General features: G+C 72.0%; 22 protein-coding genes and 1 pseudogene. 7 read left to right on the top strand and 16 right to left on the bottom strand.

Annotated elements, in window-relative coordinates; translation table 11 throughout:
* A pseudogene (locus ACWDY5_RS35535) lies at window positions 1-211 on the top strand (hypothetical protein); the annotation flags it as partial.
* A gap of 45 nt (window positions 212-256) precedes the next feature.
* Here the strand turns inward: ACWDY5_RS35535 and ACWDY5_RS35540 are convergent.
* From ACWDY5_RS35540 to ACWDY5_RS35550, 3 genes are all read right to left on the bottom strand, one after another.
* Window positions 257-1,138 carry a spermidine synthase gene (locus tag ACWDY5_RS35540; RefSeq protein ID WP_449726514.1) on the bottom strand — a complete coding sequence of 294 codons (882 nt, stop codon included), beginning with the start codon at window positions 1,136-1,138 and terminating at the stop codon, window positions 257-259.
* Window positions 1,135-1,542: an adenosylmethionine decarboxylase gene (gene speD / locus ACWDY5_RS35545; RefSeq protein WP_252482623.1), complete on the bottom strand. Its 408-nt coding sequence runs from the start codon at window positions 1,540-1,542 to the stop codon at window positions 1,135-1,137. The genes ACWDY5_RS35540 and speD overlap by 4 nt, the downstream gene beginning before the upstream one ends.
* 105 nt (window positions 1,543-1,647) lie before the next feature.
* Window positions 1,648-2,721: a type III PLP-dependent enzyme gene (locus ACWDY5_RS35550; protein WP_449726515.1), complete on the bottom strand. Its 1,074-nt coding sequence runs from the start codon at window positions 2,719-2,721 to the stop codon at window positions 1,648-1,650.
* A gap of 301 nt (window positions 2,722-3,022) precedes the next feature.
* On the opposite strand from ACWDY5_RS35550, the gene ACWDY5_RS35555 reads away from it, so the two are divergent.
* Together ACWDY5_RS35555 and ACWDY5_RS35560 are read left to right on the top strand one after the other, a co-directional pair.
* Window positions 3,023-3,688, top strand: a complete 666-nt coding sequence (locus ACWDY5_RS35555; protein ID WP_449726516.1) for a DUF6766 family protein — start codon at window positions 3,023-3,025, stop codon at window positions 3,686-3,688.
* Window positions 3,689-3,804: 116 nt separating this feature from the next.
* Window positions 3,805-4,818, top strand: coding sequence for an ArsR/SmtB family transcription factor (locus ACWDY5_RS35560; protein WP_449726517.1), 1,014 nt, complete (start codon window positions 3,805-3,807; stop codon window positions 4,816-4,818).
* A gap of 158 nt (window positions 4,819-4,976) precedes the next feature.
* On the opposite strand, the gene ACWDY5_RS35565 is transcribed toward ACWDY5_RS35560, so the two are convergent.
* Both ACWDY5_RS35565 and ACWDY5_RS35570 read right to left on the bottom strand, forming a co-directional pair.
* Window positions 4,977-5,831 carry a serine hydrolase gene (locus ACWDY5_RS35565; RefSeq protein WP_449726518.1) on the bottom strand — a complete coding sequence of 285 codons (855 nt, stop codon included), beginning with the start codon at window positions 5,829-5,831 and terminating at the stop codon, window positions 4,977-4,979.
* The gene (locus tag ACWDY5_RS35570; RefSeq protein WP_449726519.1) at window positions 5,828-6,781 is read right to left on the bottom strand and encodes a LysR family transcriptional regulator; all 954 of its coding nucleotides are present in this window, start codon (window positions 6,779-6,781) and stop codon (window positions 5,828-5,830) included. The genes ACWDY5_RS35565 and ACWDY5_RS35570 overlap by 4 nt, the downstream gene beginning before the upstream one ends.
* An 87-nt stretch (window positions 6,782-6,868) precedes the next feature.
* Here ACWDY5_RS35570 and ACWDY5_RS35575 point away from each other — a divergent pair, with 87 nt between their 5' ends.
* Window positions 6,869-7,873, top strand: coding sequence for an MBL fold metallo-hydrolase (locus ACWDY5_RS35575; RefSeq protein WP_449726520.1), 1,005 nt, complete (start codon window positions 6,869-6,871; stop codon window positions 7,871-7,873).
* Here ACWDY5_RS35575 and ACWDY5_RS35580 read toward each other — a convergent pair.
* The 3 genes from ACWDY5_RS35580 to ACWDY5_RS35590 all read right to left on the bottom strand — a co-directional run bounded on the left by ACWDY5_RS35580 (window position 7,863) and on the right by ACWDY5_RS35590 (window position 9,535).
* On the bottom strand, window positions 7,863-8,582 hold the full coding sequence (locus tag ACWDY5_RS35580) for a DNA alkylation repair protein (RefSeq protein WP_449726521.1): 720 nt from the start codon (window positions 8,580-8,582) through the stop codon (window positions 7,863-7,865). The genes ACWDY5_RS35575 and ACWDY5_RS35580 overlap by 11 nt on opposite strands.
* Window positions 8,583-8,588: 6 nt before the next feature.
* The gene (locus ACWDY5_RS35585; RefSeq protein WP_449726522.1) at window positions 8,589-9,008 is read right to left on the bottom strand and encodes a VOC family protein; all 420 of its coding nucleotides are present in this window, start codon (window positions 9,006-9,008) and stop codon (window positions 8,589-8,591) included.
* 62 nt (window positions 9,009-9,070) lie between these two features.
* Complete coding sequence (locus ACWDY5_RS35590; protein ID WP_449726523.1) at window positions 9,071-9,535, bottom strand: DoxX family protein; 465 nt, start codon at window positions 9,533-9,535, stop codon at window positions 9,071-9,073.
* A 108-nt stretch (window positions 9,536-9,643) separates the two neighbouring features.
* On the opposite strand from ACWDY5_RS35590, the gene ACWDY5_RS35595 reads away from it, so the two are divergent.
* Window positions 9,644-10,207 (top strand): TetR/AcrR family transcriptional regulator, encoded by a 564-nt coding sequence (locus tag ACWDY5_RS35595; RefSeq protein ID WP_449726524.1) that lies wholly within the window; start codon window positions 9,644-9,646, stop codon window positions 10,205-10,207.
* Between the two features lie 754 nt (window positions 10,208-10,961).
* Here the strand turns inward: ACWDY5_RS35595 and ACWDY5_RS35600 are convergent.
* Window positions 10,962-11,894, bottom strand: coding sequence for a trypsin-like serine protease (locus tag ACWDY5_RS35600; protein WP_449726525.1), 933 nt, complete (start codon window positions 11,892-11,894; stop codon window positions 10,962-10,964).
* A 116-nt stretch (window positions 11,895-12,010) separates the two neighbouring features.
* On the opposite strand from ACWDY5_RS35600, the gene ACWDY5_RS35605 reads away from it, so the two are divergent.
* Window positions 12,011-13,009 (top strand): LysR family transcriptional regulator, encoded by a 999-nt coding sequence (locus tag ACWDY5_RS35605; protein ID WP_252482636.1) that lies wholly within the window; start codon window positions 12,011-12,013, stop codon window positions 13,007-13,009.
* Here the strand turns inward: ACWDY5_RS35605 and ACWDY5_RS35610 are convergent.
* Both ACWDY5_RS35610 and ACWDY5_RS35615 read right to left on the bottom strand, forming a co-directional pair.
* Window positions 13,006-13,740, bottom strand: coding sequence for a DUF4429 domain-containing protein (locus ACWDY5_RS35610; RefSeq protein ID WP_449726526.1), 735 nt, complete (start codon window positions 13,738-13,740; stop codon window positions 13,006-13,008). The two genes, ACWDY5_RS35605 and ACWDY5_RS35610, sit on opposite strands and share 4 nt — an antisense overlap.
* Before the next feature lie 52 nt (window positions 13,741-13,792).
* Entirely contained in the window at window positions 13,793-14,341 is a 549-nt protein-coding gene (locus tag ACWDY5_RS35615; protein WP_449726527.1) for an EF-hand domain-containing protein, read from the bottom strand.
* Between the two features lie 47 nt (window positions 14,342-14,388).
* Between ACWDY5_RS35615 and ACWDY5_RS35620 the strand changes: the two genes are divergently transcribed.
* Window positions 14,389-14,781 carry an NUDIX hydrolase gene (locus ACWDY5_RS35620; protein ID WP_252482696.1) on the top strand — a complete coding sequence of 131 codons (393 nt, stop codon included), beginning with the start codon at window positions 14,389-14,391 and terminating at the stop codon, window positions 14,779-14,781.
* Window positions 14,782-14,784: 3 nt separating this feature from the next.
* On the opposite strand, the gene ACWDY5_RS35625 is transcribed toward ACWDY5_RS35620, so the two are convergent.
* From ACWDY5_RS35625 to ACWDY5_RS35645, 5 genes are all read right to left on the bottom strand, one after another.
* Window positions 14,785-17,730 (bottom strand): helix-turn-helix transcriptional regulator, encoded by a 2,946-nt coding sequence (locus tag ACWDY5_RS35625; RefSeq protein ID WP_449726528.1) that lies wholly within the window; start codon window positions 17,728-17,730, stop codon window positions 14,785-14,787.
* Window positions 17,731-17,773: 43 nt separating this feature from the next.
* On the bottom strand, window positions 17,774-17,968 hold the full coding sequence (locus tag ACWDY5_RS35630) for a hypothetical protein (RefSeq protein WP_449726529.1): 195 nt from the start codon (window positions 17,966-17,968) through the stop codon (window positions 17,774-17,776).
* Window positions 17,969-18,156: 188 nt separating this feature from the next.
* The gene (gene gcl, locus ACWDY5_RS35635) at window positions 18,157-19,854 is read right to left on the bottom strand and encodes a glyoxylate carboligase (RefSeq protein ID WP_449726555.1); all 1,698 of its coding nucleotides are present in this window, start codon (window positions 19,852-19,854) and stop codon (window positions 18,157-18,159) included.
* Window positions 19,855-19,868: 14 nt separating this feature from the next.
* Window positions 19,869-20,759 (bottom strand): 2-hydroxy-3-oxopropionate reductase, encoded by an 891-nt coding sequence (locus ACWDY5_RS35640; RefSeq protein ID WP_449726530.1) that lies wholly within the window; start codon window positions 20,757-20,759, stop codon window positions 19,869-19,871.
* Entirely contained in the window at window positions 20,756-21,604 is an 849-nt protein-coding gene (locus tag ACWDY5_RS35645; RefSeq protein ID WP_449726531.1) for a hydroxypyruvate isomerase family protein, read from the bottom strand. Before ACWDY5_RS35645 ends, ACWDY5_RS35640 begins: the two co-directional genes overlap by 4 nt.
* Window positions 21,605-21,615 lie beyond the last annotated feature (11 nt).

Below are 21,615 nucleotides of genomic sequence, written 5' to 3' on the forward strand. Positions count from 1 at the left end.
CACAGTCATGATTCACGACGTGTCGCTGGCGCGCCACGCCTCTTTCGCAACAGGTCGGTGGCCGGCTCTTGCTTGGTCAGCTCACGACCGCGGCGAGGAGGACAAGGAGCACCGGCGGCCGGAGTACCTGATCGAGACCGAGGACATCTTCGGTGACATCAGGACGGTGGCGCCGCCGGTGATCGGCGAGTCCGGCGGCCCCTACGGCTGAGGCCGCACTGCCGGTCCGCCACCACGGCGGACCGGCAGGCGCGCATCAGCGGTAGCTCTTGCGCACCAGGTACGGCGGCACGCTGTTGCCGCGCAAGGCATCCGCGTCGATCGACTCCGGCTCGTAGCTGCTGGTCTTGAGCCGGTCGACCATCTTCTCCACCGGGTTGTCCACCTCGTCGGCGCGGCCGAACAGGTAGGCCCACTCGTGCTCGTCGGAGCCGTAGTAGACGACGGTGCCGAAGGTGTCGTTGAACCGCTGCCAGGAGCGGACCAGGGTGGTGTTGCGCCACATGGTCTGGCAGCCGGCCTGGGTGATCACCACGCCGCCGGGGGCCAGCACCGCCTTGCACATGCCGAGGAACTCCTCGCCGTAGAGGCGGTTGTGCTGGGCCTCCTCCTCGCGCTCGTCCGGCAGGTCGACCAGCACGATGTCGTAGCGCAGGCTCTCGTCGGCGGCGGCGTCGAGCAGGTACTGCCAGCCGTCGGTGTAGTGCACCCGCACCGGGCCCTCGTGCCGCTCGGCCGCGGCCAGCTCGGCCGGGGTGTAGCCGTAGGGCAGCTGCTCGGCGCAGACCTTGACGCACTCGGCGTCGATGTCGACGTGGTCGACCACCTCCGCGCCGAAGGCCACCGACATCTGGCAGACCACGCCCTCGCTGGAGCCGACCACCAGCACCCGCTTGACCTTCTCGGCCAGCAGCAGGCCAGGCACCAGCAGCGCCTCGTGGTAGGTCACCTGGCTGAGCTCGGTGCTCTGCCGGTCGTTGTCGCAGAACAGCGACACGCCCTGCTCGGTGCGGCCGATCACCACGTGCTGGAAGGCGGTGTCGCCCTCCCACAGCACCTCGTTCAGCTCCCAGACGCGGGTCAGGCCCGCGCCCATGGGCTCGCGGATGACCCGCGTGGACTCGATGACACTGGTCATGGGGTCACCTTCATCTCGTTCTCGTTCTCCAGGCCGCGCCGGATGGTGCGGCTCTGCGCGGACTTGGCGCCCATGGCCTCGGCCAGCAGCGCGACCGCCAGTTCCGGCTGCGCCTTGGTGCCGCAGGTGAACACGTCGACGAACACCGACCCGTTCTCCGGATAGGTGTGCAGGGAGGCATGGGACTCCGACAGCAGGGCGAGCACCGTCACCCCCTGCGGGTCGAACTGCTTGGAGATGACTTGCAGCACGGTGGCGCCTGCCCGCTTCAGGGCGTCATCCAGGATCTGGCAGAGGAACACCTCGTCATCCAGCAACGCGGTGTCGATCCCGTCGAATTCAGCGAGGACATGCTGTCCGCTGAACAAACCGACGGTCTGCACTGCTTCAGGAGCAATGGACATCTATCAACCTCCCTACTGTCGAAGTAGCGCGCGGGGTTCGCGCGCAGGGAAGGCCCATCCCGCACGGGAATGGGGAGTTGGATGGGTGTGGGTGGTGTCGTGTCCTCAGACGCAGTGCGTGGGCAGTGGCGCGAAGCCGTTGAACTCCACCGAGGCGTAGCTGGCCGTGTACGCGCCCGCGCTGAGGATGTCGAGGTGGTCCCCGGCGCGGAGCGCCATGGGCAACTCGTACACCGTGCGCTGGTACAACACGTCGTCGCCGTCGCAGGTGGGCCCGGCCAGCACCACCGGACCGCGTTCGCTGTCCTCAGCGCCCGCCGCGAGCCGGTAGGTGATCATCTCACCCTCGGTCTCGGCGAGTCCGTTGTAGCGGCCGATGTCCAGGTAGACCCAGCGGCGGTCGTCCACATAGGACTTCCGCGCGACCAGCACCACCTCGGTGCGGATGATCCCGGCGTCCGCGGCGATCGCGCGGCCGGGTTCGATCAGCACCCTGGGGCGGGCCGTGCCGAAGTGCTCGGTGAGCGCCTGCTCGATCGCCGCGGCGTACTCGGTCAGCGGCGGCGCGGCCTCGGTGTAGCGGGCCGGGAAGCCGCCGCCCAGGTTGACCAGGGCCGGCTCGATCCCGCGTGCCCGCAGGGTGGCGGTGATCCGGCCGGCCTGGGCGATGCCGTCGTGCCAGGCGTGCGGGTCGAGCTGCTGGGAGCCGACGTGGAAGGACACCCCGGCCGGGCGCAGGCCGAGCTCGCGCGCCTCGGCCAGCAGGTCGAGGGCCATGTCCTCGGCGCAGCCGAACTTCTTGCCGAAGGGCGTGCCCGCGCTCTCGTTGACCACCAGCACGCGGCAGAACACCGCCGAGCCCGGCGCGTGCTCGGCGAGCTTGGCCAGGTCCTCGGCGCTGTCGGTGACGTAGAGGCGGACCCCGGCGGCGTAGGCGCGGGCGATGTCGGCGGCTTTCTTGATGGTGTTGCCGTAGGAGATGGTCTCCGGGCGGGCGCCCTGGGCCAGGCACAGGTCGATCTCGGCCGGGCTGGCCACGTCGAAGCAGGCGCCCAGCTCCACCAGCAGCGCCACCACTTCCGGCGCCGGGCAGGCCTTGACCGCGTAGAAGATCTCCGCGCCGGGCAGCGCCGCGCGCAGGTCCAGGTAGCGCTGCCGCACGATCTCGAGGTCGATCACCAGGCAGGGGGTGGCCGGCCGCTGGGTGTCCAGAAAACGCTGGACTCGGCCGGTATCGGCGGCTGTCGGCGGAAAAGTCGAAGCGACCGTGGGGCGGGTGCGTGAATCCGTGTGCACTCCGGCAACGGCGAGGCGCTCGACCATTCCGCTAAATACCTCCGTCCCGCTACGCACGACACGCAGCGCAGCCTGCAACTCTAGGCCACCGCCAGGGGTGATCCATACTCCGATCCGGTCGGTCCCCGGGTCTGTCCGAAGTAGACACGCGTCAACGCAGGTCAGAGCGGGTACCCAGGCACGCATGAGCACGAAACGAGACGGACGTCACTGGCTGTGGCTCAACGGCCTGTCCCTGGCGATGTTCGGCAGCTTCCTGGTTTTCCTGGTGCTGCAGAGCGTCTTCGGCTGGCAGGCGAACAACAACGAGCTGGCCGACTTCGGGCGACCGGCCATGGCGTACTGGGACTACGTGCTCAGCGGGGACTTCGGCGAGCAGACCTTCGAGAACTGGGAGTCGGAGTTCCTGCAGATGGGCTCCTACGTGCTGCTGACCGCCTTCCTGGTGCAGAAGGGGTCGCCGGAGTCCAACCCGCTCGACGGCTACAAGGACCAGGAGTCGCGGCCGCACCCGGACGCGCCCGCGCCGGTCAAGCGCGGCGGCTGGGTGCTCAAGCTCTACGAGAACAGCCTCGGCCTGGCGCTGATCGGCATGTTCCTGCTCTCCTTCGTCCTGCACCTGCTCACCGGCACCGCGGCCCACAACGACCAGCAGGCGCTGCACGGCAAGCCGCCGGTCGGCGTCGGGGAGTTCCTGGGCAGCAGCGAGTTCTGGTCGCAGTCGATGCAGAACTGGCAGTCGGAGTTCCTCGCGGTCGGGGTGCTGATCGTGTTCACGATCTTCCTGCGGCAGCGCAACTCCGCGCAGTCCAAGAACGTGGCGGAGCCGCACCACGAGACCGGCGCCTGACAGAGTTTTCGATGTTCAATTTTTAACGGGTCAGCTAACTGTTGCAGCCTGTAACATATAGGTCGAGCGGTCCGCCAGCCGCGCCCCGTCCACCCGACTTGTGCTGGAAGTCGCCCGTGCTCCGCATCCACTTCACGCCAGCGGACCTGGCCAGGGTCCGGATCAACGACAGCGCTGACCCGCTGTGGGAGATCTTGCTCAGCCTGCACCTGTTGCAGGCGGCCACCGGGTCGCAGACCTTCGGCCACTGGCGCAAGAGCGCCCGCGCCGAGCTGGACGCCTCGGCCGGGCTGCTGACCATGCTCGCCCCGCCGCACGGCTACTCGGTGGACTTCCTGACCCCGCCGACGGACGGGCAGACCCTGCTCGGCGGGATCGAGCAGCTGTGCGGCACCGCGAAACCGGTGCTGCACCGGGACCTGAGCAGGCTGGCCGTCGAACGCAGGCTGCCCAGCTGGGCCGGGGAGCTGGCCAGGGGCGAGGCGACCATGATGCACCGCCTCGGCGCGGCGCTGCGGCAGTACCACCAGGTCGCGCTGGCCCCGTACTGGCCCGCGGTGACCGCCACGGTGCGGCTGGACCGGCAGAGCAGGGGCGAGACCCTGCTGGGCGGGGGCCTGGACGCCCTGTTCAGCACGCTGCACTCCTCGGTGCGCTGGCGCCCCCCGGTGCTGGAGGTCGACTACCCGGTCGAGCAGGACCTGCACCTGGGCGGCCGCGGCCTGCGGCTGATCCCCTCGTTCTTCTGCTGGGGGCACGCGATCACGCTGGAGGACCCGGAGCAGCCGCCGGTGCTGGTCTACCCGGTGACCAGGGTGGACAACTGGGCCTGGTCGCTGCGGGACCGCCCGGCGGGCAGCGCCTCGCTGGGCACGCTGCTGGGCCGGACCAGGGCGCAGCTGCTGGACACCATCGCCACCACGCCGAGCCTGACTACCACCGAGCTGGCCAAGCTGCTGCACATCTCCCTGGCCGGGGCCAGCCAGCACGCCAGTGTGCTGCGCAACGCGGGGCTGATCACCACCGAGCGGCGGGCCGGGGCGGCCTACCACCGGCTCAGCGCCGGCGGTTCGGCGCTGCTGGACACCTCGCTGGCGCAGCCGCGCCTGGCTCCCCGGCAGCCGCGCTAGGCCGTGTCACCGAAGCCCCGTCTGCGGAAGTCGTGATCGGTTCGGTCGCTGGCGGTGCGGCCGGGACGCCCTCATACCGGGCGTATCCGGGTGTTCCGGCCGTGCCGCCAGCGGCCGAACCGGCGCGGCTACCGCGGGCGGGGCTCCGGCGACACGGCCTAGCCGCGTGCCCGCAGGTGGTCCACGGCGAGGCGGGCCGCCGCGCCGATCACCGCGTCGGCGGCAGGCAGGGCGAAGGCGGCGCTGGCGCTGCGGGTGAACACCGCGACCGCGTACCGGCCGCCGTCGGGGTACTCCACCACGCCGATCTCGTTGCGCACCGTGGGCAGCGTGCCGGTCTTGCCGGAGACCCGGACGTCGTCGAACGGGAAGCCGGAGGACAGCCGGTGCGGCCAGACCTGGAGTCCCATCAGCCGCCGGATCTGCCCCGCGCCGGGGGTCTCGTCCCGCCAGAGGATGCCGAGCATCCTGGTCATCTCCCGGGCGGTGGAGCGGTTGGTGCGCGCCGGGTCGAGCACCCGCAGCCGGGCCAGCACGGCCGGGTCGGCCAGTAGCGCCGGGTCGGGGCCGCCGGCGTCCTCGGCCATGGTGGCGGCGAAGTCCCGGCCGCCGTGCCGGATGGTGGTGCCGGTCAGGCCCAGCTCGGCCATCGCCCGGTTCACCGCGGCCAGGCCGACCCGGTCCAGCAGGGCGTCCGCGGCGGCGTTGTCGCTGACCGCGATGGCCAGGTAGGCCAGGTCGCGCAGGGACATGGTGACCGGGTCGAGCATGGCGCCGATCCCGGTCGGCCCGCCGCTGCGCTCGCCGGGGCGCAGGGTGACCTGTTCGGCCGGGTCGAGTCCGCTGCGGTGCCAGGCGATCAGCAGCGGCACCTTGAACACGCTGGCCAGGGTGACCGGGGTGTCCGCGCGCACGGCGACCTGACCTGGGCCGTCGATGTGCGCGGCGTGCAGGCAGCCGGTGACCCCGGCCTCGGCGAAGGCGGCCTCGATCCGGTCGCGGACGCCGCTCATACCCAGAACTCCGAGACCGGCCGCGGGTGCAGGGTGCCGCCCGCTCCCCCGGCCAGGCGCATACCGGCCGCGCACAGCACTTCCGCCACCGCGGCCGCGAAGGCGGCGGTGGCCGCGGTGGGCCGGTCGGCCGGCCAGACCGGGGAGGTGCGCAGGGTCAGCGGAGCGCCGCGCAACGGCCGGGTCACCAGGTCGGGGTGCCTGCCCGCGAGGCTGCCGTCGTCCAGGGCGACCGCCGCGCCGCTGAGCACCAGCCCGGCCGCGAACTCCGGGTTGCTGGCCGGGTGCACCTCGGCCGGGGTGAACCCGTGCCGGGCGCAGCCGGTGAGCAGCTCATCGTGCAGGGCGGGCGCGGCCTGTCTGGGAAAGAGCACCAGTCCCCCGCTCAGCTCGGCCAATCCGATCTCCTCCCGCTCCGCCAGGGGATGCCGCGCGGGCAGCGCCACACCGAGGTCCCGCACCAGCACCGGACCGAGCGCCAGTCCACTGTGGACATCAAAAGGATGCCGCAGGATGCCCACGTCCAGCCGCCGCTCGGCAAGCCCGCGCTGCTGTTCGGCGGTGGTGATCTCGTGCAGCTCCAGCTCCACCCCGGCGCAGCGGGCCCGGAAGGCGGCCACCAGCGCCGCGATCACCCCGCCGCCGAGGTCGGGCAGGATGCCGGCCCGCACGGTGCCGATCTCCCCGCGCGCCACCTGCCCGGCCAGCGCGCGCAGCCGCTCGGCCCGTTCGACCAGCTCCCGCGCCTCGGCCAGCAGCAGCCGTCCGCCCTCGGTGAGCGCCACCGCCCGCGCCGAGCGGTCGAACAGCCGCACGCCGAGCTCCCGCTCCAGCCGCTGGATGCGCTGGGACAGCGGCGGCTGCGCCATGCCCAGGCGCTGCGCGGCCCGGCCGAAGTGCAGCTCATCGGCCACCTCGAGGAAGTAGCGGAGATGCCGAACCAGGTCCACGACCAGGGATGATATCGGATTATTTATCGCAGCGGGTGTGATACCGATGTTGGACATGCCGGTTCGGCGTCTGATCAACTCGCCGGCATGTGCCTCGACTGCACCGACACCTCGACCCTGGGCCGCCGCTCCCTGCTGCGCGGCGCGCTGGCCGGCACCGCGGGCGCCGCGCTGACCGCCGCCGCCGTGACCACCCCGGCCGCGGCCGCTGACTCCGCACCCGCCTTCGGCCGCTGGCGTTCAGCCGGCGTGCGGTTCCGCTGGCTGGGCGTGGCCGGCTGGGAGCTGACCTTCGACAACCGCCGCGTCCTGCTCGACCCGTACCTGAGCCGCTTCCGGCACACCGGCCCGGACGGCAACGTGGACCTGAACACGCCGCTGTCGAACAACCCGCGCAACCTGGCCGCGGTGGTCGACGACCCGGCCCCGGTCGAGCTGATCATGGTGACGCACAGCCACTGGGACCACATGGCCGATGTGCCGTACCTGATGAACGCCTTGCACCGCAAGGACAAGGGCACGCCGAAGGCGGTGGGCACCGAGACCAACCGGCTCCTGCTCACCGCGATGGGCGCGGACCCTAAGCGGGTCGGCGGGCTGCACGGCGGCGAGTACCTGGACTTCGGCGGCTTCACCATGCGCGCCTTCCACAGCCTGCACAGCATCGGCTCCTCGCACCAGTACTTCCTGCCCGGCACCCTGGTCAGCACCCCGCCCCGGCCCAGGACGGTGGGCGAACTGGTGGAGGGCGGCACGCTGGCCTACCGGATCGAGATCGCCGACCGGCTCTCCGTGCTGTTCCTGGGCACCGGCAACTTCATCGAGACCGAGCTGGCCGGTCAGCGCCCGGACGTGGTGGTGCTCAGCGCGGCGGGCAACGGCGGCACCTACCAGTTCGTGGAGCGCGCGCTGACCGCGCTGGGCAAGCCGAGGTTCGTCATCCCCAGCCACCACGACAAGATGGACACCCCGTTGGGCCAGCCGGACATCGATCCCCGGCTGCTGCCGGAGTTCCGCGCCGCGGTGGCCAGGGTGAGCCCGCGCAGCACGGTGATCGAGCCGGCGGGCCACCTGACGCCGTTCACGCTGTGACGCGCTTGAGCTCCCGGTAGTGGCGGCGGCGATCCTCCGGGAGCCGCTCGATGGCGTAGCGGAGCATCACCCGGGGCATCGCCGCCGCATGCCGGTCCAGGAACGCCAGCAGCCGTCCCTGGTCCCGGTTGCCGACCTCGCGCAGCCACCAGCCGACCGCCTTGTGCAGGAGATCCTCCTTGTCCCGCAACAGGATCTCCGCCAGCGCCAGGGTGTCGTCGAACTCACCGGCGCGCACGAAGCAGGCGGTGGCCAGCACGGCAGTGCGCCGCGCCCACAGGTTCGACGAGGCGGCCAGCTCGTACAGCGGGGCCCGGTCCCGCCGGTGCAGGTAGCCGCCGACCACGTACGGGGCGGCCATGTCGACCAGGTCCCAGTTGTTGATCCGGTCCAGCCGCCGCAGGTACAGCTCGTAGAGCTCCCGGCGACGATCCTCGGGGGTGCGCTTGCGGCGGGCCTGTTTGTCCATGATGGACAGCGCACCGGCCCGGACCTCGTGCAGCGGACTGCCCAGCAGGGTGTCCAGCTCGACCGGGGGCAGGTCGATGAACTCCTTGCACAGCACGGACAACCGGGCCACCCGCACGCCGAGGAACACATCGCCCTCGCCGTACTCGCCCGGCCCGGTCTTGAAGTAGCGCTGGAGCTTCTCCTTCTCCACCGGATCGGCCAGCGCGTGCAGCCTGGCGGTGAAGGTGGCGGCGTCCATACGGCCTCAGTCCGTGCCGCGGTTGGTGATCTGCTGCACCGCCCAGCTGTTGCCGTCGGGGTCGTCGAAGAAGATGAAGCCGGTGTTGTTCAGGTCGTCCTCGTCGGTGGCCGCCCGGAAGCCCTCGGGCCCGGCGAACTGGACCTCGGAGACCTCGACTCCGCGCGCGGTCAGCTCAGCGTGCGCGGCCCGCACGTCGCCGACCACCAGCTGCACGCCCTTGAGCGAGCCGGGCTCCATCTTGGCCACACCGCGGCCGATCACGATGGAGCAGCCGGAGCCGGGCGGGGTCAGCTGGATGATGTGCAGGTCCTCGCTGATCCGGGTGTCGTGGTCGACGGCGAAGCCGAGCTGGCCTGCGTAGAACTCGCGGGCGCGGGCGAGGTCGGACACCGGGACCACGATGACTTCGAGGGTCCACTTCATCGCTGTTCTCCTCCTACGACTGGCTGCCAGTACACCGGGTAGACCAGCCGCGCGCACGGAACTCATCGGCGCACAGGAGAAAAAGTTCCCCGAGCACCGACAAACACCCCGATGGTGGCAGCCAGGAACACCACCTGCATCGCGGTCCGCGGCCACAACTCGTCCACCACGCCCGGCGAGAGGCCGTTGAGCGCGGCGTAGACGTTGGCCGGGAACATCACCACCAGCAGCACGGTCAGCCCGCCCGCGGCCCACCGTGCCATGGGCGTCCACAGCAACCCGGCCACCCCGACCAGCTCCAGCACCCCGGTGACCGTGACCAGCAGCTCCGGCGCGGGCAGCACGGGCGGCACCATCGCGATCAGCTCCTGCCGCAGCCCGATGAAGTGCGCCAGCCCGGTCGCGGTGAACATCGCCGCCAGCCCGCCCCGCAACGGCACCGCCCACGGCCGCAGCACCCGTACCCCGGCCCGCCCTGCCACCCACAACCCGGCCGTTACCACCACCAAGATCACCAACGGAGCCATCGCCCCACCCTTCCCCAGACCAATCTTGTCACTGACAACTTGTCACCGACAAGATGCACCCCCACCAGCCATCTTGTCAACGACAAGATTCCGACTAGGCTTGCCCCCATGAGCACCAAGGGCTCCTACCACCACGGCGACCTGCGCCGAACGCTGCTGGACGCGGCCGTCACCGCGATCACCGACGCGGGCCCCGCCGGTTTCAGCCTGCGCGAACTGGCCCGCCGCGCAGGCGTCTCCCACGCCGCGCCGGTCCACCACTTCGGCGACAAGGCAGGCGTGCTCACCGCCCTGGCCACCGAGGGCTTCGACAAGCTGGCCGAGACCCTGGCAGGTGCGGCCGAGCGCACGGGCAGCTTCGCCGAGGTCGGCGTGGCCTACGTGCGCTTCGCGATCGGCCACCGCGCCCACTTCGAGGTGATGTTCCGGCCGGAGCTGTACCGCACCGACGACCCCACGCTGACCACCGCCCGCGAGCGAGCGAACGAGGTCCTGGTCAGCGGCGTGCGCTCGGTCCGGCCGGAGGGCGTGGAACTCGGCGAGATCGCGGCCTGGTCCCTGGTGCACGGCTTCGCCACGCTGTGGCTGTCCGGAGCACTGCCCGCTGACCTGGGCCGGGACCCGGAGTCGGCGGCACGGGCGATCACGGGCGTGCTGACCCGCGGGCTGTGACAGCCGGGCACCGCAGCTCGCGGAGCGGGGCAAGCCGAGCCAGGTCGAGCAGCGCAGCACCAGGCTGAGCAACGCCACGCCGCGCCGAACCGATCTCGGCCAGGGCGGGCCACGCCAGACCGGGGCCACGCCGGACCGGACCGAGGGGTCGCCGAGCCGCGCCGGGCCAAGCCACGCCGCCTCACTCAGGGCAACCCGGGCCGCGCCACAGCGGACCATGCCATGCCATGCCACGCCGGGCCATGCCATGCCACGCCGGGCCGGGCCGGGCCGGGCCGGGCCGGAACGAGCCAGGCCGCGCCACGCCGAGCCGACGAGTAAGGCCGAGCCACGCCACGCCACGCCACGCCACGCTGCGCCACGCCGAGCCCAGCCGCGCCGCGCCATGCCCAGCCGGACCCAACCGGGCCGGGCCCAACCGGGCCGGGCCCAACCGGGCCGGGCCCAACCGGGCCTCGCCGCGCCGCGCCCAGCCGAGCCGGACCGAGCCGAGCCGGACCGAGCCGGACCGAGCTGCGCCACCCCACGGCGGGCCACGCCGCGGTCAGCGGGATCGGGCCGTCACTCCGCGCCGGATCGGGCCGCGCCAGCCGGGCCGATCTGGGCCGTGCCAAGGGCTGCCGCGCCATCGCACCGATCCCAGTCCCCGCCGCCCCTCGCGAAGCTCCGGCCTGCCCCACCGCCACCTCAGCCCGGATCCCCGCCCCGCCCATGGCAGCGGCGCACGGGCCAGGCCCGTGCGCCGCCCCCGGGGTCACGCGGTACAGGCGCCGATGTCCTGCCAGTACCACGGGCCCGCGCCCGGTTCCTGGGCCCTGTTCCACCAGGCCGAGCGCCACTTGCGCCCGTTGTGCGCGACCTCCGTTCCGGGTGGGTACAGCTCCTCGGCGGACCAGGCCGCGGTGCTGCCGCAGCCGGGGCCGGGGTCGCCGCCGGTCACCTGGTCGATCCACTGCTTGTGCGCGGGCACGTTCAGGTAGATCGCCGGGGCCTGGCCGCAGGTGGGCTGGCCGCGGCCGGCGCGGCTGGTCGCGCCGGTGAGCTCCCAGCGGCCGTTGGTCTGGCGGACCGAGGGGCCCCCGGAGTCGCCGTAGCAGGCGCCGGCGCTGGGCTGGCCGCCGAGGCAGAGCTCGGTCTGCGGGTTGAAGTTGTCGGTGCAGCCGCTGGCCTGCACCTGGACGTCGATCTCCTGGAGCTGCACCGGTGCGCCGCCGCAGCCCCGGGTGGGACAGGTCTGGCCCCAGCCGATGAGGCGGGTGTCGGTGCCTGCGGCGCCGGCGTCGGCGGCGATCGGGATCGGGGCCTGGCTGACCGGGGCGCTCAGGCGCACCAGGGCGATGTCGCCCTGGCCCGGCACGATCTGCGCGGTCTGGGCGAGCTCGCCGCCCGCGTTCCAGGTGGTGGTGCCGACCCGGACGCGGAAGCTACCGGGGCTCTGGCCCTGGACGCAGTGTTTCGCGGTGACCACCCAGGTCGGGGTGATCAGCGAACCGCCGCAGAAATGTCCTTGGCCGCCTTGCAGGGAGGCCATGAACGAATACGTCTGACTGGCCGGGCGCCCACCGACGATCAGCGGCTGAACATCGTCATTGTTGGTTGTCGCAGCATTTACCGTCGAGGCGAACCCGGTCGTCAGGGCCAGGGCGGCGACCAGCGACGCACCCCATCCCCTCCAGTTTGACCACATGAGTCGTCCTTTCCACAGGGCCGCCGGAATAGCAGGGCAGGGAGTCCGGCGGACGAACTGAAATATCGTCCGAACGTCGGGTGTCCGGTCATCGGAATTGGCGATAACTTCGGCTGATGGCTGACCTGGAGTTACGGCATCTCCGTGCGGTCTGCGCCATCGTCGAGACCGGCAGCATGAGCAAAGCCGCCGTCCGCCTCGGCCTCACCCAGCCCGCGCTCACCGCGCAGCTGCAACGGGTCGAGCGCCTGGTGGGCGGTCGGCTGTTCGACCGCAGCCCCACCGGCAGCACCCCCACCGAACTGGGCCGCTACGTGGTCAACACCGCGCGCCTGGTGCTCGACGACCTGGACCACCTGCTCGCCTCCGCGCAGGACCGGGCGCGCACCTTCACCCCGCAGCCGCTGCTGGCCGGGTGCATGCCGATGCTGTTCCTGGCGCGGCTGGTCGCCGAGCTGAGCAACCGGCTGCCCTGCTCGGAGGTGCGCACCGAGATCGAGCCGGTCGGCCACACCCTGGTGGAGATGCTCAACTCCGCGCGGCTGCACCTGGCCGTGTTCGAGCGCTTCGACGGGCTGGAGCGACGCAAGCTCAGCGGGGTGGAGATCCGCACCCTGGTGCTGGAGCCGCAGTTCGTCGCGGTCGCCGAGGACCATCCACTGGCCATCCGCGAGGTGATCTCCCTCGACGAGCTGGCCGACTGCGACTGGGTGGTGCCGCCGCCAGAGGCCAACAGCCTGCGCATGCAGCTGCACACCGCCTGCGCCACCGCGGGTTTCACGCCGCGGATCCGGCACCACACCTGGGAAGCGGGCATGGCGCGGGTGCTGGTGGAGAACGGCGCGGTGTCACTGGCCGCGCCCGCTTCGCGCAGTGGCAACGGGATCGCGGTGCGGCCACTGCGCGGCGACCCGCTACAGGTGCCGATCATGGTCGGGGTGCGCACCGACGGCGCGCTGGCCGGGCGGGCGCACGAGGTCTTCGCCAGCGCCGCCTACGCCTATCGGTCCATTGTGGACAGGAACCCGACCTTCGCCCAGTGGTGGGCCGAACATCCCGAGGCACACGCGGAACTGGACGCGGCGATGCTGGTGTGCCCGCCGCTGGCGGTCTAGTTCTGGGCCACCAGCACGGATTCGGCGGCTGGCACCAGCCGGGCGGCCAGCTCGGCGGCCAGGTCGGCCATCCGGCCCTCCTCGGTACCGGCCATGAACCGAACGGTGTGTGGATCACGCCGGGGGTCCGGCCGCAGTTCCGCGCCCGGCACCAGGAACCGGACCAGCCCGGACCGGTGCGGCTTGGCGGGCACGAACTCCACGCCCTGGATCTCCCGCACCGCGATCTCCCGCCGCCGCGGCTTGCGCATGGTGGAGTTGAACTCGATGACCACCCGCTGCCCGTCCAAGGTGACCACACCGTCCAAAGTGGACACCCGCAGGTCCACCGGCTCGGTGACCCGGGGCAGGCCGGGCGCGTGCGCGTCCGGGGACAGCAGCCGGGGCTCCGGGGCCGGCTCGGCGGAGAGACCGGCGCGCAGCTCAGCCACGAAGGCGTCGTTGTCGGCGCGGCGGGCGGGCTGGAGCACCAGCGCGTCCACGTCCAGCTCGGGCAGCGGCGGCTCGTGCCCCGGCAGCTCACCGGCCAGCCGCAGCCGCAGGTACGGGTAGCGGCCGCCGGCCTCGTACTCCACGTCGGTGATCGCGGACAGCGGCACCCGCCGGGGGCTGCGCGCGCTCTTGACCTGCCTGGTGCTCAGGCGTCGCGGAAAGTGCAGCTCAACGGCGTCCTGGTGCAGGACAGCGTCGCCGTCGTGGCCCTGGAGGGTGCTGGGTGGCCCGGAAATCACCGGTCAATGGTAGTCAGCGTCGCGTGTGGACGGTGTGTATGCGACCGATATCTCAGGTGCTGCCGAAGAAGGCGTTGACCGGGAGGTCCAGGTCGGCGGTGGCCTCGGTGTAGTGGGTCTTGAAGGCGGTGAGCCACTCCTCCACGCTGACCTTGCCGTCGCCGTTGGTGTCCAGCAGCGCGAACAGCCTCGGCGCCTTGGCCAGCGAGAAACCGGCCAGGTACATGAAGGCGACGAACTCCTCCACCCCGATGGCCCCGTCGTCGTGGGTGTCGGCCAGCGCGAATCCGGCGGCCAGCGCGGGCCGGAACACCCGGTCGAAACCGGCGTCCGGTTCGGCCAGCGCGGTGCCGACGGCGTCGATGAACTCGGCCTTGCTGATCCGGCCGTCGTTGTCGCTGTCGGTCAGCTCCACCAGCGCCTGCCAGTGCGACCGCATGCCCTCCAGGGCCGCGTTGCCCTTGGGCGAGTCGGTTTCGTTGAACCGCACGCAGAAGCGCCTGCTGCGCTCCTCCAGGTCGCTGAGCTGGATGTAGCCGTCGTGGTCCTCATCGAAGGCGGCGAAGGCGTGGTCGAGCTTGCGCTGAAGTTCCGGCGTCACGCGCACATGGTAGGGGTTGACCGTCGCCGACAATGGGGAACATGCGCATCATCGACAAGATCGCGTTGATCGACCTGGCGGACGGCCGGGTCTTGAGCACCCGCTCGCACGGCAAGGACGCCTACTACCTGCCCGGCGGCAAGCGGGAGCCCGGCGAGACCGACGTGCAGACCCTGGTGCGGGAGATCGCCGAGGAGCTGGGCGTGGCGGTCGCGCCGGAGACCGCGGTGCACGTGGGCACCTTCCAGGCGCAGGCGCACGGACACGCCGAGGGCGTGCTGGTGCGGATGACCTGCTACTCGGCCGAGTACACCGGCACGCCGGTGGCCAGCAGCGAGATCGCCGAGGTGGTCTGGCTGGGCTACGCCGACCGGGAGCGGGTCGCACCGGTAGACAAGATCATCTTCGACGAGCTGCACGCGGCAGGCTCGCTGCGCTGAGCACTACAGCAGGGCCCGTTCATGGGCCTTGGTGACCGCCTCGGTGCGGCTGGCGGCGCCCAGTTTGGCCATCACCCGGCTCAGGTGCACGCTCACCGTCTTCTCGCTGATGTAGAGCTCCGCGCCGACCTGCCGGTTGGTGTGGCCGAGGGCGACCAGGGCCAGCACCGCGCGTTCGCGTGGGGTGAACGGGTCGACGGTGTCGCGTTGCGGGGCCGGTCCGGCCAGGTTGAGGCGGGCGCGGCGGGCGAGCTTGGCCAGCGCGTCCAGCAGCGGGGCCGCGCCGAGCCGGGTGGCGTCCTCGGTGGCCTGGCACAGCGCCGTCTCGGCGGCGGGTTTGTCGCCCGCGGCCAGGCAGGCGGCAGCCAGGCGGTAGCGGGCCAGGGTCTGCTCGTAGGTGTGGCCGTAGCCGAACTCCGCCAGCACCGCGCTCCAGTGCGCCGGAGTGTCCTCGCCGTGCACGCGGGCGGCCTCGGCCTCGGCGCGGGCCAGCCAGGCCCTGGCCTCCGGGCCCAGCTCGCCGCTGCGCGGGGCGGCCACGGTGGACACCTGGCGGATCTGGGCCAGCAGCCGCTCCGCCGCCTCCCCGTGCCGGGTCTGGGCCTCGATGTCCTTGCGCTGCCTGGCTTTGGCCGCCAGCTCGGCGTGCGCGGCCAGGCCGAGGGTGCCGATCCGGATCACCGCCAGCTCGCGGTGGCGCTGGGCCACCGACAGGGCTTCCTCGATCCACTCCAGGGCCTTGTCCGGGCGGCCCTGCCACAGCTCGGCGTCGGCGGCGCAGGCCGCGGCGATCACCGCGATGTCCCAGTCCTTGTGCCACTCCGGGCGCAGCCGCCGCACCAGCTCCAGCGCCACGGCCGACTCGCCTCGCCCGACCAGCGGGAACAGCGAGATCGCGGTGAGCCGGGCGCTGGCGATGTCCGGCACCGAGCAGGTGCCGAGGTCGGCGGCGGCCAGTGCGGCGTCCCAGTCGCCCGCCACGTAGTGCAGCAGGATGTGCAGCACCCGCAGCTCGGTGCCGTAAGGGCTCCAGTTGAGGCCGGTGTCCGAGGCCCGGCGGCCACCGCTGGCCGCGGCTTCCAGCGCCTCGGTGAGCAGGCCCTGTTCGTAGTGGGTGACGGCCAGGTTGAACCAGGCGCGCAGCTCGACGCTGGGGATGTCGGCGGCGCGGGCCCGCTCCACCGCCTCGTGCAGCCGCCGCACCGCCTCGGCCACCTCGCCGCCGCGGACCAGGATCACCGACAGCGAGACCAGCGCGTCGGTCTCCGCGCCGACGGCGTCGCTGGCCCTGGCGTCGGCCAGCGCGCCCTCGGCGTACTCGCGGGCCGGGCCGTAGCTCTGCTCGTCCGCGCTCATCGCCACCCTGGCCCGCATGGCCTGTACCCAGGCCCGGGTCGGGCTGGCCGGCTGGTCGGCGACCAGCTGCCAGGCGCGTTCGATCACCTGGTGCGCCTTGTCCCGCTTGCCTTCCAGGGCCAGCAGGGTCTGCACGTACTTGCGCCGCACCTCGGCCGCGCGCACCGGGTCGCCCAGCTCCTCGGCCATGTGCACCGCGGTGCGCCCGTAGGCCAGCGCGCGGTCGTCCTCCCCGGCCAGGCTGGCGGTGTACATCGCCTTGTGCACCAGCCTGAGCTCATCCCCGCCGCTGACCTGTTCCGGGTCGGGCACCGCGCCCCACAGCTTCATCGCCTGTTCCAGGTGCCGCAGCGCCTTGGCCGGGGCGCGGGCCTCCATGGCCTCGCGGGCGGCGACCACCGAGGCGGCCAGCGCCTGCGGCAGCGCGTGGCTCTCCAGGCTGTGGTGGGCCAGTTCGGCGGCCACCCCGCGCCTGCCGTCCTTGGCGGCCAGGAACCGGGCGTACCCGGCGTGCAGCCGGACCCGTTCGCCGGGCAGCAGGTCGGCGTAGACGGCCTCGCGGAGCAGGGCGTGCCGGAAGACGTAGGCGTGGTTGTCGTCCTTGTACAGCAGCACGTGGTGGGTGACCGCCTCGCGCAGCGCGGCCTCGATCTCGGCCTCGGGCAGGCCGCTGACCGTGCGCAGCCGGGCGTCGGTGACCCGGCGGCCGGAGACCGAGGCGACCCGGATGATCTGCTGGGTGGCCGGGGCGAGCCGTTCGATCCGGGCCAGCAGCACGTCGGCCAGGCCGATCGGCACCCGGTCGTCCTGGTCGGCGCAGGCGGCGATGAGCTCCTCGGCGAAGAAGGCGTTGCCCTCGGAGCGCTCGGCGATCTGGGCGATCTTGTCCTCGGCCAGGGTGCCGTCGGAGAGGCGGCGGACGAAGGTGCGCGCGTCGGTGTCGGTGAAGGGGGCCAGGTCGAGGCGTTCCACCGCGGGCAGCCGGACCAGCTCGGCCAGCAGCGGGCGCAGCGGGTGGCGGCGGTGCAGGTCGTCGCTGCGGTAGGTGGCCACCACCAGCAGCCTGCCCACGCGCAGCCGGGAGAGCAGGAAGGAGAGCAGGTGCCGGGTGGAGCCGTCGGCCCAGTGCAGGTCCTCCAGGGCCAGCAGCACGGTGCGCCCGGCGGCCAGCTCGACCAGCAGCGAGTGCACCGCGTCGAACATCTGCAGCTGGCTCATGTCCTGCTCGCCCGCGCGCGGGTCGTAGGGCACCACGTGCTCGGGCAGCAGCTCCGGCAGCAGCTTGGCCAGCGCGGGATGGGCGCGCAGCGCGTCCAGGTGGCCCTCGCGCAGCTGGCCGAGGGCCTCCACGAACGGCAGGTAGGGCAGGCCGCCCTCGCCGACGTCCAGGCAGCGGCCGGTGAGCACCAGCGCGTCCTCGGCCGCGGCCAGCTCGCTCAGCTCGGTGAGCAGCCGGGACTTGCCCACCCCGGCGTCCCCTGCCACCAGCACCGCGCCGGGCGTGCCGCGCACCGCCTGCCGCAACGCCGCGCGGAGCTGGCGCAGCTGCGCGCCCCGCGCGACGAGCGGAATTCCTGAACCCAACCGTGCCACGTCCTGAATCGTGGCATACCCGGCCGACATTCCTGACCCGGTTTCAGGCGGCGTGGCGGTAGTGTTCCGAGGGCTCCTCGGGGTCGGGCTCGGGCTGGGGCTCTTCGTCCTTGCGCACGATGCCCAGCCACCGGCGGGCGATCCGGTCCTTGCCCTCGCCGTGGCCCATCGCGTGCTCGGCGCGCTCGGCCCGGTAGGCGATTTCGGCCCGCAGTGCCTGGTCAGTCCACGTAATCATGGTGTTCTCCTCGTTCGAGCTTCTGTCGTTGTGAGGAGAACTGTCCTGCTGAGGGGTGACCGCCCGCGTCCGGCGATCACCTACCTTCCGGGCGTCGGACGCCTTACCCGAGACCCCTCAGGCCCCCTTACCCCGCCCGGTTGAGGGGGTAAGGGGGCCTGAGGTCCCCGGTCACCCGCCTGAGGCGGTCAGTCCGCGGCGGGCGCCAGCTCGGGCGCGGGCTCGAACTCCTTGATCGCGTCCAGGGACTGCCCCATGGCCGCGTTGGCCTCGCGTTCGACCATGACCTCCACCAGCACCGGCTTGCGCTCGCGTTCGGCGGTCTCGGTGGCCCAGGCCAGCGCCTCGCGGATCTTGCCGGGTTCCTCCACCCGGACCGCGGAGCAGCCGAAGGCGTCCATCACCTTCACGTGGTCGATGCCGCTGCTGCCGTAGTGCAGGTCGACCGCGTAGTTCATGTCGTAGGGGATCTCGGCCTGCCGGATCAGCCCGAGGTACTCGTTGTTGACCATGACGATGACGAACGGGATCTCGTACTGGGCGGCGACCGCGACCTCCTCCATCAGGAACTGGAAGGAGTAGTCGCCGCAGACCGCGACCACGGTGCGCTCCGGGTAGGCGCACTTGACCCCGATCGCGGCCGGGATCTCCCAGCCCAGCGGCCCGGCCTGGCCGCAGACCAGGTAGCGGCGGGGCAGGTAGGTGCGCTGGAACTGGCCGGACCAGATCTGGTAGAGCCCGATCGCGGTGACGAAGGTGGTGTCCGGCGGGTAGAACTCGTTGAGCTCCCGGTAGACCCTGGGCGGTTTGATCGGCACGTCGTCGAAGTCGTCCCGCCTGGGCAGCGTCTCGCGCAGCTCGCCGATCCGCTTGGGCCACTCGCCAGGGGTGCGCGGCCTGGTCAGCTCCTTGGCGTGGTAGGCCAGCGCGGCCAGGGCAGGCCTGGCGTGCCCGACGATGCCCAGGTCGGGCTCGAAGACCTTGCCGAGCTGGGTGGGCTCGATGTCGACGTGGATGAACTTGCGGCCCCTGGTGTAGGTCTCCAGGTCGCCGGTGTGCCGGTCGCCGAAGCGGGCGCCGACGGCGAGCACGCAGTCGCTCTCCAGGAAGGCCGCGTTGCCCCACCGGGTCTGGGTCTGCAACCCGGCCATGCCGGCGAACAGCTCGTGGTCCTCGGGGAAGGCGCCCTTGCCCATCAGGGTGACCTGCACCGGGATGCCCAGGTGCTCGGCGAGGCCGCGCAGCTCGTCGGCGGCGTCGGCCACGATCACCCCGCCGCCGGCCAGGATCAGCGGCCGTTCAGCGGCCAGCAGCATCTCGATCGCCGCGCGCACCGGCTCGGCCCTGGGTTGCGGCACCTCCACCGGCAGCGGGGCGTCCAGCGCCGGGTCGTAGCGGCACAGTCCTCTTTGGACGTCGATGGGCAGGTCGATCAGCACCGGCCCCGGCCGCCCGGAGCGGGCGATCCGGAACGCCTCGCGGAACACCCAGGCCGCCTGGGCCGGCTCCTTGAGCTGCACCGCCCACTTGGTGACCGGTTTGGCGATCTCCACGATGTCCACGGCCTGGAAGGACTCCTGGTGCAGCTTGGCCTTGGCCGCCTGCCCGGTGATGCAGATGATCGGGATCGAGTCCGCCAGCGCGGTGTACAACCCGGTGATCATGTTGGTGCCGGCCGGGCCGGAGGTGCCGATGCACACCCCGACGTTGCCGGTGACCCTGGCCCAGCCGTCCGCGGAGTGCGTGCCGCCTTCTTCGTGCCGCACGGTGATGTGGCGGATGGAGCTGTGCTGGAGTGCGGCGTAGAGCGGCAGGATCGCGGCGCCGGGAATGCCGAAGACGGTGTCCACGCCTTCGGACTCCAGCACCCTGACCACGGCCTCCATGCAGGGCATGCTGTTCATCGCGGGTCGCTCCCTCGTCCGGAGAGGTTCTCGATCACTTTCAGCAGGGCCGAGTGGTCCAGGGCGCCGTAGCCCTGGCCACGAGCCGCCGCGATCAGCGCCGCGGTGACTCCCGTGACGGGAAGGGCGACCCCGGCCGAGCGGGCCTCGGCCAGCACGATGCCCATGTCCTTGTGGTGCAGGTCGATCCGGAAGCCGGGCGCGAACTCCCTGGCCACCATGGACTTGCGTTTGAGCTCCAGGATCCGGCTGCCGGCCAGGCCACCGGCCAGCACGTCCAGGCCGCGGTCGGCGTCCACCCCGGCGGCCTCCAGCAGCACGATCGCCTCGGCGACCAGCGCGTAGGTGCCGCCGACCACCAGCTGGTTGGCCGCCTTCACCGTCTGACCGGCGCCGGACTGTCCAACGTGGACGATGGTGCCGCCGAGCACCTCGAACAGCGGCAGCGCCGCGGCGAAGTCCTCCGCCGCGCCGCCGGCCATGATGGACAGCGAGCCGTCCACCGCGCCCTTCTCCCCGCCGCTGACCGGGGCGTCCAGCACCCTGATCCCGGCCGCCGCGCCGAGCTCGGCCAGCTTGCGGGAGGTCTCCGGGCGGATGGAGCTCATGTCGATGTGCAGCAGTCCGGGCTTGGCGTGCTCGAACAGCCCGCCGTCACCGAGGGCCACCTGCTCCACCTGCGGGGAGTCCGGCAGCATGGTGATCACCACCTCGGCCTGGCCCAGCACCTCGGCGATGCTGGCCGCGGTCTCGCCACCAGCCTCGGCCAGCCGGGCCGGGCCGGTGCCGAAGACGTCGTGGCCGATCACCCGGTGCCCGGCGCGCACCAGGTTGATGGCCATGGGCGCGCCCATGATGCCGAGGCCGATGAATCCGACAGCCGTCATGCCGATCCCTCCACAGTGGACTCCACCGCGGCCCGCAGCTTGGGCAGCCAGCCGAAGCTGTCCGCGCTGGGGCCGACGGGGCGGTACTCCAGGCCGATGTGGCCCTGGTAGCCCGCGAGCAGCAGGCGGGCGAGCACCTTCTCGTAGTCGATGCCGCCGGTGCCCGGCTGGCCGCGGCCAGGGGCGTCGGCGATCTGCACATGGCCGAACTCCCCGGCCCGCCGGTCGATCTGGGTGTCGAGGTCCTCACCCATCCGGCTCAGGTGGTAGAGGTCAGCCAGGAAAGCCACATTGCGCGGCCCGTTCGCGCGCACCAGCTCCAGCACGTGGTAGGCGGAGGCGAGCGAGATGATGGGGTAGACCGGGTTCTCGTGCGAGTTCAGCGCCTCGACCACCACGGTCGCGCCGATCCGGTCGGCGGCCTGGGCGGCGTAGGTCAGGTTGGCCACGGCCAGCTCGTCCTGCTCCTGCGGCCACAGCCCGGGTTCCCGGTTGCCGTAGAGGGCGTTGAGCGTCTTGCAGCCCAACTGGCCGGCGAACTCGACGGCCACGTGGACGTTCTCCCGGAACAGGTGCACGTCGGCGGGCCGGGACAGCAGGCCCCGCTCCCCCGCCGCCATGTCGCCCGCGGCGAAGTTGAGCCCGACCAGGCGCACCCCGGCGTCCTCGATCGCGTGCCGCACCGTATCCAGTTCCCGTTGCAGCGGCACGGCTTCGGGCAGCGGCCACCACAGCTCCACCGCGTCGAACCCGGCAGCCTTGGCCGCGGCGAAGCGTTCGAGCAGCGGGAGCTCGGTGAACAGGATGGAGAGGTTGACGTCGAAACGCAGGATCGGACTGGTCAAGACGGCTCCAT

The organism is Crossiella sp. NPDC003009 (assembly GCF_053591555.1).